General features: G+C 48.4%; 12 protein-coding genes. 5 read left to right on the forward strand and 7 right to left on the reverse strand.

The genetic code is table 11. The features are described 5' to 3' along the window. Positions 1-237: 237 nt before the first annotated feature. From YC6258_RS05235 to YC6258_RS05245, 3 genes are all read right to left on the reverse strand, one after another. Positions 238-2,082, reverse strand: coding sequence for a cellulase family glycosylhydrolase (locus YC6258_RS05235; RefSeq protein ID WP_082070569.1), 1,845 nt, complete (start codon positions 2,080-2,082; stop codon positions 238-240). 734 nt (positions 2,083-2,816) lie between these two features. Continuing rightward, positions 2,817-4,547 (reverse strand): C4-dicarboxylic acid transporter DauA, encoded by a 1,731-nt coding sequence (gene dauA / locus YC6258_RS05240; RefSeq protein WP_044616101.1) that lies wholly within the window; start codon positions 4,545-4,547, stop codon positions 2,817-2,819. A 264-nt stretch (positions 4,548-4,811) separates the two neighbouring features. Next, the gene (locus YC6258_RS05245) at positions 4,812-6,887 is read right to left on the reverse strand and encodes a methyl-accepting chemotaxis protein (protein ID WP_044619757.1); all 2,076 of its coding nucleotides are present in this window, start codon (positions 6,885-6,887) and stop codon (positions 4,812-4,814) included. A gap of 232 nt (positions 6,888-7,119) precedes the next feature. Here YC6258_RS05245 and YC6258_RS05250 point away from each other — a divergent pair, with 232 nt between their 5' ends. Both YC6258_RS05250 and YC6258_RS05255 read left to right on the forward strand, forming a co-directional pair. Next, positions 7,120-7,677 carry an NUDIX domain-containing protein gene (locus YC6258_RS05250; protein WP_044616102.1) on the forward strand — a complete coding sequence of 186 codons (558 nt, stop codon included), beginning with the start codon at positions 7,120-7,122 and terminating at the stop codon, positions 7,675-7,677. Positions 7,678-7,781: 104 nt separating this feature from the next. Then, positions 7,782-8,300, forward strand: coding sequence for a hypothetical protein (locus tag YC6258_RS05255; protein ID WP_144407566.1), 519 nt, complete (start codon positions 7,782-7,784; stop codon positions 8,298-8,300). 105 nt (positions 8,301-8,405) lie between these two features. Here the strand turns inward: YC6258_RS05255 and YC6258_RS05260 are convergent, their stop codons facing one another. Then, complete coding sequence (locus YC6258_RS05260) at positions 8,406-8,594, reverse strand: transposase (protein WP_044616104.1); 189 nt, start codon at positions 8,592-8,594, stop codon at positions 8,406-8,408. A gap of 125 nt (positions 8,595-8,719) precedes the next feature. Here YC6258_RS05260 and YC6258_RS05265 point away from each other — a divergent pair, with 125 nt between their 5' ends. The 3 genes from YC6258_RS05265 to gloA2 all read left to right on the forward strand — a co-directional run bounded on the left by YC6258_RS05265 (position 8,720) and on the right by gloA2 (position 10,453). Continuing rightward, the gene (locus YC6258_RS05265; protein ID WP_044616105.1) at positions 8,720-9,115 is read left to right on the forward strand and encodes an ankyrin repeat domain-containing protein; all 396 of its coding nucleotides are present in this window, start codon (positions 8,720-8,722) and stop codon (positions 9,113-9,115) included. Between the two features lie 351 nt (positions 9,116-9,466). Beyond that, positions 9,467-10,006, forward strand: coding sequence for an MOSC domain-containing protein (locus YC6258_RS05270; RefSeq protein ID WP_082070570.1), 540 nt, complete (start codon positions 9,467-9,469; stop codon positions 10,004-10,006). Between the two features lie 48 nt (positions 10,007-10,054). Beyond that, a complete protein-coding gene (gloA2, locus tag YC6258_RS05275) occupies positions 10,055-10,453 on the forward strand; it encodes an SMU1112c/YaeR family gloxylase I-like metalloprotein (protein WP_044616107.1) in 399 nt (132 codons plus the stop codon). 75 nt (positions 10,454-10,528) lie between these two features. On the opposite strand, the gene YC6258_RS05280 is transcribed toward gloA2, so the two are convergent. From YC6258_RS05280 to YC6258_RS05290, 3 genes are read right to left on the reverse strand one after another with little or no spacing between them, the layout of a single operon-like run. Further along, on the reverse strand, positions 10,529-11,281 hold the full coding sequence (locus YC6258_RS05280) for a spermidine synthase (protein ID WP_044616108.1): 753 nt from the start codon (positions 11,279-11,281) through the stop codon (positions 10,529-10,531). Positions 11,282-11,287: 6 nt separating this feature from the next. Beyond that, a complete protein-coding gene (locus YC6258_RS05285) occupies positions 11,288-12,838 on the reverse strand; it encodes a C13 family peptidase (protein ID WP_044616109.1) in 1,551 nt (516 codons plus the stop codon). Between the two features lie 9 nt (positions 12,839-12,847). Continuing rightward, positions 12,848-13,387, reverse strand: coding sequence for a TetR/AcrR family transcriptional regulator (locus YC6258_RS05290; protein WP_044616110.1), 540 nt, complete (start codon positions 13,385-13,387; stop codon positions 12,848-12,850). Positions 13,388-13,428 lie beyond the last annotated feature (41 nt).

Genomic DNA, 13,428 nt, shown 5'->3' on the forward strand with positions numbered 1-13,428 from the left:
CTTTGTTCCAGCCCTTGACAAGGGAGTGGCCATTGCCTGCGAGCTGCACCTTGCTGTGAACCTCTTGAGGTGCTTTTTTATAGGTTTTATTCAGGACACTACACCAGCCAGGAGGATGACTGGCTTTCAGGCCGTTTCTGTTCCTGGTCAGGACGATTTATTGGCTGGATGGTCTGGAGATAAAAAAACGGGGCAATCAATGCCCCGTTTTTATGGTTTTAAGCGTTGCTGTAGAGATTAGTTACCCCACAAACGTTCCAGCAAGTTCCATTTCTCTTCCTGGAAGCCTACCCATTCGCCCCAACCTGCAGTGTTGGTTCTTGGATCGTAAGCATGCTCATAAAGACCGCCAGTATCGCCTGATTCAGGGTTGATACCCCAGTAACAGGCTTGAATGCCTCTATCAATCATGTAGTCCACAGCGGCATTCTGCCATTCTCTGTCAACTCCAGGAGTGATATGGGCCCAACGGTTCTGATCGCGGATGGCAGCGTCATTCGGCCAATCCAGGTGGCCACCAAACTCACCGACCACCAGGGCATAGCCTTGGTCTCTCAGGTAACCGAAGTGTTCTTCCCAACCTTGTCTGAGCAGTGGCGGGTTGATCACGATATTACATTTCGCATCACCGGCTGCATCCCCTTCAAGGCCTTCACACTCTGGTTGTGCCGGATCCATGAATTGTGGTTGTACCGCAACAGAAGGACCGTAGATGTGTGGTGACAGCACCAGACGTTCTTTAGGAATGTCCAGAGGATCATCTCCCATACTGAAGAGGTTTTCGCCCCAGTTCGGGTTAAGATCCGGATCACCATTAGGAATCTGAGTACCATCAGAGGTTTTGCTGCCAATACCTTCTACGAAGATCAGGACGTTCGGGTTGACTTCGTTGATCGCGGCATAGGCGTGTTCTGCCAGCGTTTTCCACTCTGCCCAGGTGTAATCCCATGGCTCGTTGAAGATGTCGATACCGAGAATGTTGTTGACACCCAGTTGTTCTGAGAATCCAGCCAGTTCACGCAGGTTATCCAGCCAGAGCTCTTCGTTGTATGGGTGAATGGTAACATCAGGACCACCTGTGCCACAGGAATAGTCTTCCCGGAGGAAGTCGTAGTTATCACGGTCTTTGTCGGTAAATGGAGGGCTCGCATCAAGGCGACCGGCACGCCAGCCAACGTAGTTAGAACAGGAGTGAATATCGAGAATGACATCAAGTCCGTTTGTATCGGCCAGTTTGATAAAGTCTTCCAGCGCCTGACGGGAATTTTCGGATCTGACGGAGTAGTGGTTTTTGAAGACCGCACTCACACCTTGAGGGTCATCCGTTTTCAGTGTTTGTGGGGCAATCGGCACACGAATGGTATTAATGCCTTTGGCTTTGATTTCATCCATAGTCTGTTGGATGGTGCGGCCAGTGCCCTGGTTGTTGTTGGCCCAGAAGGTGTTACCAACATACAGTTCCATCGGTGCACCGCTTGGATTATCCGGATCGTCAGAAGGTTCATGACGTCCTTCCAGACCAAACCAGGCGCCACACTGTACGGGTTTGACTTCGCCGTCTTTGGTGATGTTGCCGGTTTCATCGACGCGGAATACGCCATCTCCGGTAGATCCTCCGTCTCCACCATCACCGCCGTCACCGCCATCTCCACCATCACCGCCGTCACCACCATCAGTGGTACCACACGCAGCACCGGTCACGGTTGGTGTTTCTGCGCTGCCATTGGATGTGCCTTGGAAACCGAAGGAGGCGCTTTGGCCAGGTTGGAGTGTGCCGTTCCAGGACAGGCTGGTGGCTGTGTAAGGGTTGCTGCCGGAAAGGTTGGCATTCCAGGCAAAACCGACGCGGTTTGAACCGCTGTATTGCCAATCGACAGCCCAGCCGTTTAGAACGCTGCCGGTATCGTTGGTGATGGTGATCGTAGCCGTGAAACCAGAGTTCCACTGGTTGGCGACTTCATAGGTACAGCTCGCTTGTGCACCTTGTGAAATGGCTGCGATTGCAACACTGAGACCCAGCAGGGTACCAGCGCATTTTACATCCCTGTAAAGCGTTCTTGTTGGTTTATTCGCTTTACTCATGTATGTGATCCTCAATAGTCACTAAATCACTTTGCTCGTTTACGTCTCCTTCTTTGCTACTCGAATACTGCTGGAATCGTTCCAGTGCCCTACTGCCGTTAATAAAAGGCAACTACGTTTCATGTAACCGGTTACAGAGACATCCAGGTTTTATAGAGTACTTGTAACTGTTTTTAGTTATTTTTCGTTTGCTTATTTATCCGATTGAATTTTGTGGAACATCGATAATGTTGAACCAAAAGCACTGCGATGAGTCCAGACACATCTTTTTTTGTTATTGATTATCAATGTTGCTCACTCAAGCTTTGTTAAAAATATCAGGTTGGATATCTGTAGAAGCTAAGTGAGTTTTGAAAATTAGCCGAAAAAAAAAATATTGCCCATCCTACTATATGGTGAAGTGTGATCTGACTGGCATAGATATGCGGTAAATCAACTGAAATTGATAAGGAGTTCAAGGATTAACACTTTGTAACAAAGTAAATAACCTGCTGGTGGCCGACATTATATGTGATCTAACACTTATATTTTCCATCAAAGAATTTGTGACCAGGAAGATGCCTGATCCGTTGCCTGCGATAATCACCTGTTCTGATAGTTTTAGAATAATTTTAAAAGACCGACCAATGGCTCATCGTCGTTAAAACTCCATCAGGTGTCAGATAAATTGAAGGGTTGGTCAGAAAAATAACAGAGTACCTGACGGTATTGTGGGCAGGTACTCTGGTACGAATTTAAGAGTTGATCTGATTGAGTTCGGTGAGTGCATCCTGCAGGGTGGAAAAATAGCGACTGGTTCCCTCAATGGGTTTCACTTTTGCCCTTGCCAGGGTTTTTAGCGGTTGAAACTGAAAATCAGCAAACCAGACACAACCCTGATCTCGCCTGAATTTTTCGATCAGTTTATTCATGGCAGAAACCCCGCCGGCATCCAGAATCGGAACGCCATCGAGATAAATGATAATGCCTCTGGCATTTTCTGACAGTAAGGCCAGCTCCCCGAAGATACGTTCGGCCGGGGCAAAAAACAGCGGGCCGTTGATTTTATACACCCTCCAGCCTTCTGGCAGTGGATCATTGATCAGGCGCTTGTTATCGGTAATCTCCGTGACTTTGGTCATGTCGGCGATTTCTTTCATGAACAACAAGGCTGCCAGCAATATCCCGGTGGTAATGGCAATGACCATATCGAACATCACGGTCAGTGAAAAACAGGTCAGAAAAACCCAGATATCGCTGCGAGTGGCAGTCTTGATCAGATGTTTGGATTTGTGCGCCTCGCTCATGTTCCAGGCAACCATGACCAGCAGGGCAGCCATGGCAGGCATCGGCAGATAGGCCAGCATGGGCGCCAGTGATACCAAACCCAGCAGTACCACGATGGCATGAAGCATGGCTGACACCGGTGATGTGGAGCCGGCCCTGACATTGGCGGCCGAACGGGCGATGGCGGCGGTAGCCGTAATGCCCCCAAAGAAAGGGGCTATGATGTTACCGATGCCCTGGCCGAGTAATTCGCTGTTGGCGCTGTGGCGTCGTCCTGTCATGCCATCCAGTACCACTGCACACAACAGGGATTCAATCGCGCCCAGCATGGCAATGGCGAATGCTGACGGTAGCAATTCAATAATCCGGGCAAAACTGAGACCGCTGCTGTGACCCTCTGCTCCAGCCTGTAACCAGGGCCACTCAAATGTGGGTAAATAGGGTGGAATGCCAAAACCGGTATCACCATTGGGAAGCAGATAACTGAACCGGGAGCCGATGGTGTCTACTTCCAGTTGGTAATGATTCAGTGCCAGCGCAAACAGGCTGCTGAGAATAGCTGCTGGCAAATGGGCGGGTATGGCAATTTTCAGTCGCGGCCAGAGAATCATGGTGACCAGGGTCAAGGACGCAACCAGCAGACTGGGCCAGTGGGTGGTTGGCAGTGCCTGAGCCAGGGTGACCACTTTTTCCAGATAGTGTTCAGGCATTGGGCCGGTGGTCAGGCCGAAAAAATCCTTTAATTGCAGCGTGGCGATGGAGACGGCAATGCCGCCGGTAAACCCAAGGGTGACGGATTCAGGGATGTATTCGATAAACCGCCCGAGGCGCATGTACGCCATGATCAGCAGCAGTACCCCCGACATTACCGATGCCATCAATAATCCAGAGAGTCCCTGGCTGTGGGCAATCGGTGCCAGAATCACCACAAATGCGGCCGTTGGCCCGGAAATGCTGAAACGCGAACCTCCAGTCAAGGCAATAATAAAGCCGGCAATAATCGCCGTATATAAACCGTGTTGTGGCGGTACACCACTGGCGATGGCCAGCGCCATTGACAGCGGAATGGCAATGATACCGACCGTAATGCCGGCCAGCGTATCTTTGATCAATCGTTGGGAAGAGTACTTTTCGGTGATGCAGGCATCTCTGAATGCATGAGCAACCCGCAAGGAAAACAAATGAGCTCTATGGGGCATGGATACATCGTAGTCCAGTCTACTGGTGAACAGCGGAGAGCAATAATTATAGTCCGATTATAGTGTATGGCAATCGGGTGGGTAGAAAGTGATAGTAATTTTTATAGATGATTTTGGGTCTGTAATGGGCTGTTTTGTCATCTCGTCCAACATCAGGATAAAGATCTTATATGCACCATACTAACAAATTGAGGAACCGGGCATCGGGGCACAAGGCCTCGACTCTCCCGATCCTGTTTCGCGACAGAGAGATCGCGATATTTGTCAGGCCGCCGGCATTTTGAAAAATGCCATCAGTTGCCGCAGATACTGAGATTGCCCGCTCATTTCTTCTGCAGCAGCAGCGAGCTCTTCTGAAGCGCTGGCGTTTTCCTCAGTGATTCTGCTCAACTGCTCCATAGTAATGTTGATCTGTCTGGCACCGGTGGCCTGCTGCGATGAGGCGACTGAAACATCACGGACCAGTTCTGAGGTTTGTCGTATGGTGGGAATAATGTCCTCGAACAATTTACCGGCCATCTCTGACAGGTCCACGCTGCTCTGTGCGGCATCGCCGATTTCCTGAGCGGCGGCCTGACTTTGTTCCGCCAGTCGACGAACTTCGCCTGCCACTACGGCAAAACCCCGGCCATGGTTTCCGGCTCTGGCAGCCTCAATGGTGGCATTCAGTGCCAGCAGGTTGGTCTGATAGGCGATGACATCGATCAGGCTGACTTTTTCAGCAATACCGCGCATGGCGGTAATGGTTTGTTGGACGGCCTGACCACCTTTTTCCGCCTCTTTCATGAGCCGGTCGGTAATATCGTTGGTGGTTTTGGCGTTACTGGCATTCTGTTCAATGGAGGCAGATATCTGTTCCACCGAGGCAGAGGTTTCTTCAACACTGGACGCCTGTTCGGAGGCTGAGGTACTGAGACTTTGAGAGGTGGAATTGATGGAGACTGACGCATTGTTCAGAGCATCGGCGGAGCTGCGGACCTCCTGTATGGTCTGAGCCAGCTGGCTGATAGTGGCGTTGATGGCGTTACGCAGATCCAACAGGCGACCATGGAAACGACTGGCGTTAAGGTTCTGGGTCAGATCTCCTTTTTCAATGGCCTGCATGGTTCGGGTGATTTCGTTGATAGGCTGGGTGAAGGCCTCCATGACGCCATTCAGCCCTTCCACGATATGCCGAAAATCACCATGATGGATTTTCAGATCAGCCCGTACATCCAGTTCCCCGGCGACCGCAGCATTCACCAGACGATTGGTATCCTCGATCAACGCCTTGATATTGGTTCTCACCTGTTCGATCGTGGTATTGATAAAGACTTTCTTGCCGGGGAATTTTTCCAATACTGCATCCATGTTACCGGCACCGAAGGCTTCGATACACGTCATCGCCTTACGCTGGTCGATGATATGACCCTGAACCATTTTGTTGAGACCTTCGGCCATGGTTTTGTAAGCGCCACCAAATTTGGAGGCATTGATGGTCACATCGATACTGCCTTTATCATGCTCACGGGACATGTGGTTCATTTCACTGATCAACAACTTGATTTTATCACTGACCACTTTTAGCGCCGCCAGCAGACTGTCGTGATCGTTGTCTTTGAGCTGGATAGACATATCCAGTTCACCTTCGGCGATCCGACGGGTAATTTCCGCAGCATAACGAGGTTCTCCGCCCAACTCTTTCAGTATTCCCTTGGTAATACGGAGGGCCAGAATCACTGCAATAGTCACTGCAATCAGACCTGCGGCAGAGATCAGCGTGAGTGCCCGGATATAAGCTGTTCCAGCTGCTTTGTCTTCCTGCAGAATGCGTTCTGTCAGAACGTTGCCGATTTCGTCGATCACCTCTCTCATGGTGTTGAATTCCTGGTCTACCTGACCAAGACTTTGTTTGATCAGCACCTGGCGGGTAAAGTTGTCAGAACTCGCGGCGAGTTGATCGACCAGGTTGCTGGAAGTTTCAGACCATTGCGATTGGTATTGGCGATATTTTGCGACCAGTTCGTTGGAGCGCTCGCTGGTAACCAGGTTGGCATACTTTTCCACCCGGTCATGGGCTTGTTGGATATTTTCGCTGTGGGCAGTCTGCTGCGCCAGAAAGTCTTCGCTGCCGGCTGGCAGAACCAGCATGCTGCGCTCCGCAACCAGCGCCTGTTGGAGATCCCTGTCGGCGTTGAGCAAAAAACCCTGGGCGGGTGTATAAGTATTGACAACCCTGGACACCTGACTATTGAAATGCCACATTTCCAGAATGCCAAATCCGGCGATGATGACCATACCAAGAGTCAGTACGCCAAAACCGATACCTAGTCGTGTACCTAATCGAAGGTTATTGAACATAACTGAAATCCTGCATCTTACACACTTGTGAAGTACATGCGCCGCTGTGTCTCAACCAACTGCATAATGATGAAGGATACCGGCGTAACCGTACCGATTTTTTCAGTATAGACAGATTATCGATTTAGCAAGTGCAATCGCTGCAAATACGGTTCAGATAGTTATCGGGAAGAGACTGTTTTTCAGTCGGAGTATTCGACACAATAACGCCGTTGTTACCCGGAGAACCAAAATGACTGTAAAGCGTATCGGCAACTGGCAGTGTCTGAGTCAGGAAACCCGTTATGAAAATCCCTGGATAGAGGTCTCTCATCAGACTGTCATCACGCCAGGGGGTGGTACTGGCATATATGGCGTGGTGCATTTCAAAAATCGCGCGGTCGGTGTCATCCCGATTGATGACGGCGGCAATACCTGGCTGGTCCGGCAGACCCGCTATCCCTTGGAGCAGGCCACTTGGGAAATACCCGAGGGCGGCGCACCGCTGGACGAAGATATGCTTGAGGCTGCGAAGCGCGAACTGGAAGAAGAAGTTGGGCTACGTGCCTCCGACTGGCAGGAATTACTGGAAATACACACCTCCAACTCAGTGACCGATGAGTACGGTAAAGTTTTCGTCGCAACTAATTTATCGCCGGGCCGACAACAACTGGAAGAGTGTGAAGACATCGAAGTGTATAAACTGCCGTTGCAACAAGCGATTGAAATGGCCATGGATGGGAGAATTACCGATTCCCTGTCAATTGCCGGCCTGCTCAAACTGGCGGTTTTGCAACAACATTCCCGATGAATCTTAAACGACTCTATGAGCTTTGATGAAATTTACGAGGCATATGGGAAAGTTCCAAGATTTTTTTTGGAATAAATACTATGGCACCCAGGGATTTAATTATTATGATTGAAGACTTTAAATGCTGGTTGAACGAGCTGGGAACTAAAGCTATAGAAAGAAAAAATACTCAGTTAAAAAATACAAAACGTCAGCCTTGGAAAAATAAAACAAAGAATCAGGATATTAAGAAAATATTTACCGATAATGGAAGACTAATTGAAGGTATAAAGCCAAGATCTAGCAATGACAGAAAAGCCAGAGAGTGGTTGTATGACCTAATTTGGCGGGAATATGATTCAGAAAATAATTTTATTGGCGTTTGTCTTGCAATGGAAATTGAACTCTCTGATATGAAATTCAGTGGTCTTATCTACGATTATAATAAGTTACTTCAGTCAGACTCAAAGTATAAGGTTTTTGTTTTTCAGCAGAAAGAAGAAGTTGCCTCGGATAAGATATTCCATAAATTAGAGCTATGTACAAAAAAGTATAAAAGTCGCGTTGAATCTGAATTTCTCTTAAGTTGTTGGTGTTGGAATACGGGTACTTTTAAATTTAAACAAATTGAGGTTAAGCCGTAGACTCGTATAACACTTCAGTTACTATGTCTCCTCCTGCCTCAGGAGGATAGGTGTGAAATATCTATTTATTCTTTTTGTAGGTGTTGAATGGGGTTATCCGTGGCGTCAAAGTCCATGTACACGGTTATCATGCAAAACATGATCGATGGCCGTTGTGAGCCCCAACCGTTTATCGAGCTCTCTGAGCAATAACATGCCGCCATCGGAAGAGATTTCACCACCGTCAAAATTCACTTCAACCTTACGGCGTTTGACGGGTGGAAATAAGAAGGAAGCCCGGTAGCATTCTGTCATCACGGAGCCGCTCTTGTTTTGTGTGCTAGCGCCTATAAAATAAGGCTAAAGTGGTTCCGTGGTCCAGTTTTGGTGAAATATTCGGGTTAAGAGAGTGACACCTTTATTGCTATAGGTAATGATTCATGAATAATTTAGTTCGAGAGCTGCTGGATAAAATAGAGTCTGTGCCGGACTTTATGGGCTTTAAGCTTAGCGATATAAATGATACTAACGGTTTTGGTGACAACGCGTTGCATTGTGTTTGCGTATGGGGAGATATTGAGGCTGTGAAGTTGCTTGTAGAGAACGGTATCGACATAGAGCAACAGGGGGAAGGTGGGTTTACACCTTTAAAAGTGGCTGACGAATTCGAGCACGAAGAGATAGTGAAATACCTGATATCTAAGGGTGCCAACACAGAGGCTCTAAATGCAAATTTTCAATATGACCCAGAACTAAGTGCCAGGCATATAGAACGCCTTCGGGATATTATTGAAGATTTAGAACAAGGAATCGATTCTGAGTGCGGTAAAAAATAGTGAACAGTAAAAATCCTTACAAGACACCTGCCGCAAATTTAATCCCTTAAATATAAATCATCTGTCAATCTCACTGTCGATGATATTTTTATCATTGCAAATGAGTTCTCCAAAGTTTGCAATTGGTTCAATCCTTTAGCCGTCGCTACAGCATTCATCTTTGCCAATGACAAGCAATACCCTGTGCAATTTCGACGTGGCAGTGTTTAGCGGATGCCAAGAAGATGGAAGTCTGGTAGCATTCTGGCATCGCACTTCTGTTTTTTCTTTGTGCGTCAGAGTCTGTTAAATAAGGAGCTGACTCAGTTCCATAATTCAGTTTTGTGAAATATTGAATGAGGAGTATTGTTATTGGCTACTGTTGTATCTGTCAGCAAATCTGCTACCCATAGTTTTTCCAAACACGTTGTAGAATCCATCACGTTGGTTGCCGGTCAGGGCGTTGAGGGTGACGCGCATAAGGGCGAAACCGTCAAGCACCGCTCGCGGGTAAAGGTAGATCCGAGTCAGCCCAATCTGCGTCAGGTTCATTTGATACATGGTGAGTTGATCAAGCAGTTGCAGGATCAGGGATTTAATGTTTACCCGGCAACCATGGGCGAAAATATCACCACTGAAGGTATTGATCTGCTGTCTTTACCAACCCATACCATTATTCGTATCGGTGCTGATGCGGTTATTCAGATAACCGGTTTGCGTAATCCCTGTGCCCAGTTGGATCATTACCAAAAAGGTTTGACGGCCGCAGTGTTGGATCGTGATGAAGAAGGGAACCTGATTCGTAAAGCCGGTATCATGGCCATCGTTCTGCAAGGCGGTGTTGTCCGTGCGGGTGATGAGATGGTCGTGGAGTTGCCTGAACCTCCGTATCAGCCGTTGCAACGCGTATAGTCTGTTCCATTTATCTGCGGCCATTTTTTGCTACTCAGGGGTATTTATATGCTGCAAGGTATTCATCACGTAGCGATCATTTGTTCTGACTACGCAAGATCAAAACATTTTTATACTCAGATATTGCAGCTTGAGATCGTCGCTGAACATTTTCGCGCCGGCCGCAATTCTTATAAGCTGGATTTGAAGTTGCCCAATGGCAATCAGCTGGAGTTATTTTCGTTTCCCAATCCGCCTGCCCGCCCAAGCAGACCCGAAGCGAGAGGATTGCGGCATTTGGCCTTCCAGGTAGCCTCTGTGGTCGATGTTGTTGAGTATCTGCAACAACAGGGCGTGACAGTGGAGCCGATACGAGTCGATGAGTATACCGGTCGGCAATATACTTTCTTTCAGGATCCGGATGGTCTGCCATTAGAGTTATATGAACAGGATGTCACTGAGGTCTGAGCGGATTGTTCTTTAGAGGTTGTGGTTAATGTGGAAACAATTAACGCTATCAGAACTGTCTGTTTGCTATCCGGGCTACTGGTCCTGCTCGTAACATTTCATGCCTTTATTCACTTTTGACAGTGAAAAACCAAACAGATTGTTTAATCGCTTAAGTTCGGCCTTACGCTGTTTTTCGGTGATTGTGATGGAACTGTTGGTGGCATAAATGATCCAGTTTTCTTTGTTGATGTTGTTCGTCCAGATATAACGGAAACGTTGCCGCAACAACGCAATCAGATCGAGTTTTTTATGCTGTTGCCAGTAATTGAGCACCAGCCAGCCGTCGTGGGTCAGGCGGTCACAACAGTGTTTAATGAACTTTCGGGTGCCTTGTTGAGCGTCCATGCCGGTCGCATGGTAAATGTCGCTGTAGATCAGGTCATAGGTGTTATCAGAGTTTTTTAAATAGTCGCCAGCGTCTCCGCATTGCACGTTAAGACGCTCATCATGTGGCAGATAAAAATGGCTGTAGGCAAGATCGATCACGGTCTGTCGCAGTTCCACCACGTCAATCTTCAGATGCTCAAGGTGATGCCATAAACTTGTGGCAAGTGCACCGGTTCCCATACCGAGCAGCAGGCAGCGGTGAATGTCTTTCTGGAATAACAGGTTGAGCAGCATGGCGCGAACATAATCGTACTGCACGATTTCCGGAGTGCGGTTAAGGATACATCCCTGTTCGTCATCGGCGCCAAACATCAGAGTGCGTTTGTTGCCGTTATCAAATACCTGAATCACGCCATAACCATCGTGACGGCGGAGAATTTCCTTACCAAATTTTGCCATGCCTGATCAGTCCCGGAACCGCGCCCGCCATTGTTCATAAGTGTTCAATACGGTCTCACTCAGACTGATCTGGGGATCGGAACTGTTCAGCTCCTGTTGCTGTTCCCGGTTATCGACGACTTGTTTTGCCTTCTCAAAAATATCCGTCAGAGAATGTTGCATATCAAAGGCGTCGATGAAGAACGCTTCGCCGAAATAGGTCATGTAGTTATCGTTAGAACAACCAAATGAGGTTTTGTCAGCAGCAGCTGCGGTGATGATGAGTGTATCCGGTTGTTTGAGATCATCGATAAAACCACCGGAATAGCAGGCTGACAAGGTAACGATTTTGGCCTGATCCGCTTCATCGAGTATATCTCTGAGGGTGATGCTGTCGATGTCCGGCAGTCTTTGATAACTGAGATTGACAGAGAGTTTGTGATCACGACTGCCATGGCTGGTGATATACACCCACAGCAGATCTTCGGCGCCCATGTGTTGGCTGACGGCGGTGACCATGTCTTTCAGTGCCAGCTGACTGACCAGAGGATAGGGACTGTTCAGATCGATCTCATTGCTCATTCTGACAATATGGTTTTGTAGCCCCCGGGTACTGCTGAGGCGGTCATAAATGATATCGATTTCGTCGCGAAACACGGTCTGGCTGGAATAAGGCGCGGCCAGAATCACGTAGGTATCAACGACACCCGGTGTCTGTGGTGCCAGTGCAGACAGCTGTTGCTGTAGCAACTGTGACTGATGATTAATGATGAAATCAAGCTGCTCGGGCAGTTGTTCGTACTCGCTGAGATAATCCTTTTCATCCTCAGTCTCGCTGACAAATTCACCGTATTCAAACTGCCCGGTCTGTACCAGATCCGATTGCCGTGAACGTTTGGTGGTCAGCGTGCCCTGGCCGTGATAAAGGCCATCTTCGAATTCCCCTTGATAAGATTCGTTGCCATCCTGATAAGTGCCCTGGCCGTTGTAACGCCACTTCACCAGCCCGCCTTCATAATGTTCGCCATCCGGTCCGGTGAGGGTGCCATAGGGCAGGTCGTTTTGTTTGAAAACGCCTTCGTACACCCATTTGTGAGGTGGGATCAGTTTGCCCTGACCATGGCGCAGGCCATGGTTGAAATAGCCTTCATAGATGGTGCCATCGGCATATTTCAGATAGCCATAGCCATGATAACGGTTCTGGTCAAATTCACCTTCATAGTGTTCTCCACCGGGAGAGTCCAGCTGCCCTTTGACCCACCAGCCGTTGTCCAGTGTGCCGCTGTATACAGTGCCGTTTTTATAGTGCCAGGTACCCTGGCCGTTGGGCATGCCATGGGCAAATTCACCGTGATATTCGGAGCCGTCTTCCAGAATCAAATGACCCTGACCCGATAACATGCCCAAATGAAAATGACCCTCAAAACGGCGGCCGCCCGGATAGCTCAAAACCCCTTCGCCTTCAAACCGGCCATCGACCAATGGGCCGTTATAGGTACCGCCATCTGCGGTGTTGACCGTATCGGCCAGGACGGTCATTGAGCATAACAACAGAGTAGTGATCAGAATTCGCGACATTTTCGTCCTTTATTGAATTTGCAGCAGTTGATGAATAGCGGTTCGGATAGTACCGAAGTCAGTTTTGCGACCATCCATAAAGCGTTGTAACAACACTCCGTACATCATGCACAGGACAGCTTCGGCATGTTCACTGCCGACCAGTTCGGTCACCAGTTGCAGATAGCGTTTATTCGCCAGCTGCATGTTTTTGTCTTTGGCGACTTGAGCTGGCGTCATCTCCCGCAGGTAGTCGAGCAACAGGGTCAGTTCACCTTTGAAATTATTCTCCATGGACTGAAACAGATTCATCAGCAGATCAATGCGTTCTGCCGTTGGCATTTCTGTGACATCCAGTGCCGGCATTTCAAAGCGGGTAACAAGATCGGTGCAGGCAGAAAATAAAGCTTCCTTAGAGGGGAAATAGTGATACAGGGCACTTTTGGAAATTCCCAGATGTTCAGCGATTTTGCGCATGCCCAGTCCGGAATAACCGTAACGGGCGAAAATTTCAACCGCTTTTTCAGTCAGTGTCAGGCGATAGGCATCATGGTCTATGATTTTAGGCATACGATGTCCTCTTTATGGTCCATCTGGACTGTATTTGGTTG

Origin of the sequence: Gynuella sunshinyii YC6258 (assembly GCF_000940805.1) — a bacterium.
GTDB lineage: Bacteria > Pseudomonadota > Gammaproteobacteria > Pseudomonadales > Natronospirillaceae > Gynuella > Gynuella sunshinyii.

Bases quoted from the DNA above. Each gene is read 5' to 3' on its own strand.
- YC6258_RS05235 (WP_082070569.1), bottom strand. From the start codon at position 2,082: ATGAGTAAAGCGAATAAACCAACAAGAACGCTTTACAGGGATGTAAAA.
- dauA (WP_044616101.1), bottom strand. From the start codon at position 4,547: ATGCCCCATAGAGCTCATTTGTTTTCCTTGCGGGTTGCTCATGCATTC.
- YC6258_RS05245 (WP_044619757.1), bottom strand. From the start codon at position 6,887: ATGTTCAATAACCTTCGATTAGGTACACGACTAGGTATCGGTTTTGGC.
- YC6258_RS05250 (WP_044616102.1), top strand. From the start codon at position 7,120: ATGACTGTAAAGCGTATCGGCAACTGGCAGTGTCTGAGTCAGGAAACC.
- YC6258_RS05255 (WP_144407566.1), top strand. From the start codon at position 7,782: ATGATTGAAGACTTTAAATGCTGGTTGAACGAGCTGGGAACTAAAGCT.
- YC6258_RS05260 (WP_044616104.1), bottom strand. From the start codon at position 8,594: ATGACAGAATGCTACCGGGCTTCCTTCTTATTTCCACCCGTCAAACGC.
- YC6258_RS05265 (WP_044616105.1), top strand. From the start codon at position 8,720: ATGAATAATTTAGTTCGAGAGCTGCTGGATAAAATAGAGTCTGTGCCG.
- gloA2 (WP_044616107.1), top strand. From the start codon at position 10,055: ATGCTGCAAGGTATTCATCACGTAGCGATCATTTGTTCTGACTACGCA.
- YC6258_RS05280 (WP_044616108.1), bottom strand. From the start codon at position 11,281: ATGGCAAAATTTGGTAAGGAAATTCTCCGCCGTCACGATGGTTATGGC.
- YC6258_RS05285 (WP_044616109.1), bottom strand. From the start codon at position 12,838: ATGTCGCGAATTCTGATCACTACTCTGTTGTTATGCTCAATGACCGTC.
- YC6258_RS05290 (WP_044616110.1), bottom strand. From the start codon at position 13,387: ATGCCTAAAATCATAGACCATGATGCCTATCGCCTGACACTGACTGAA.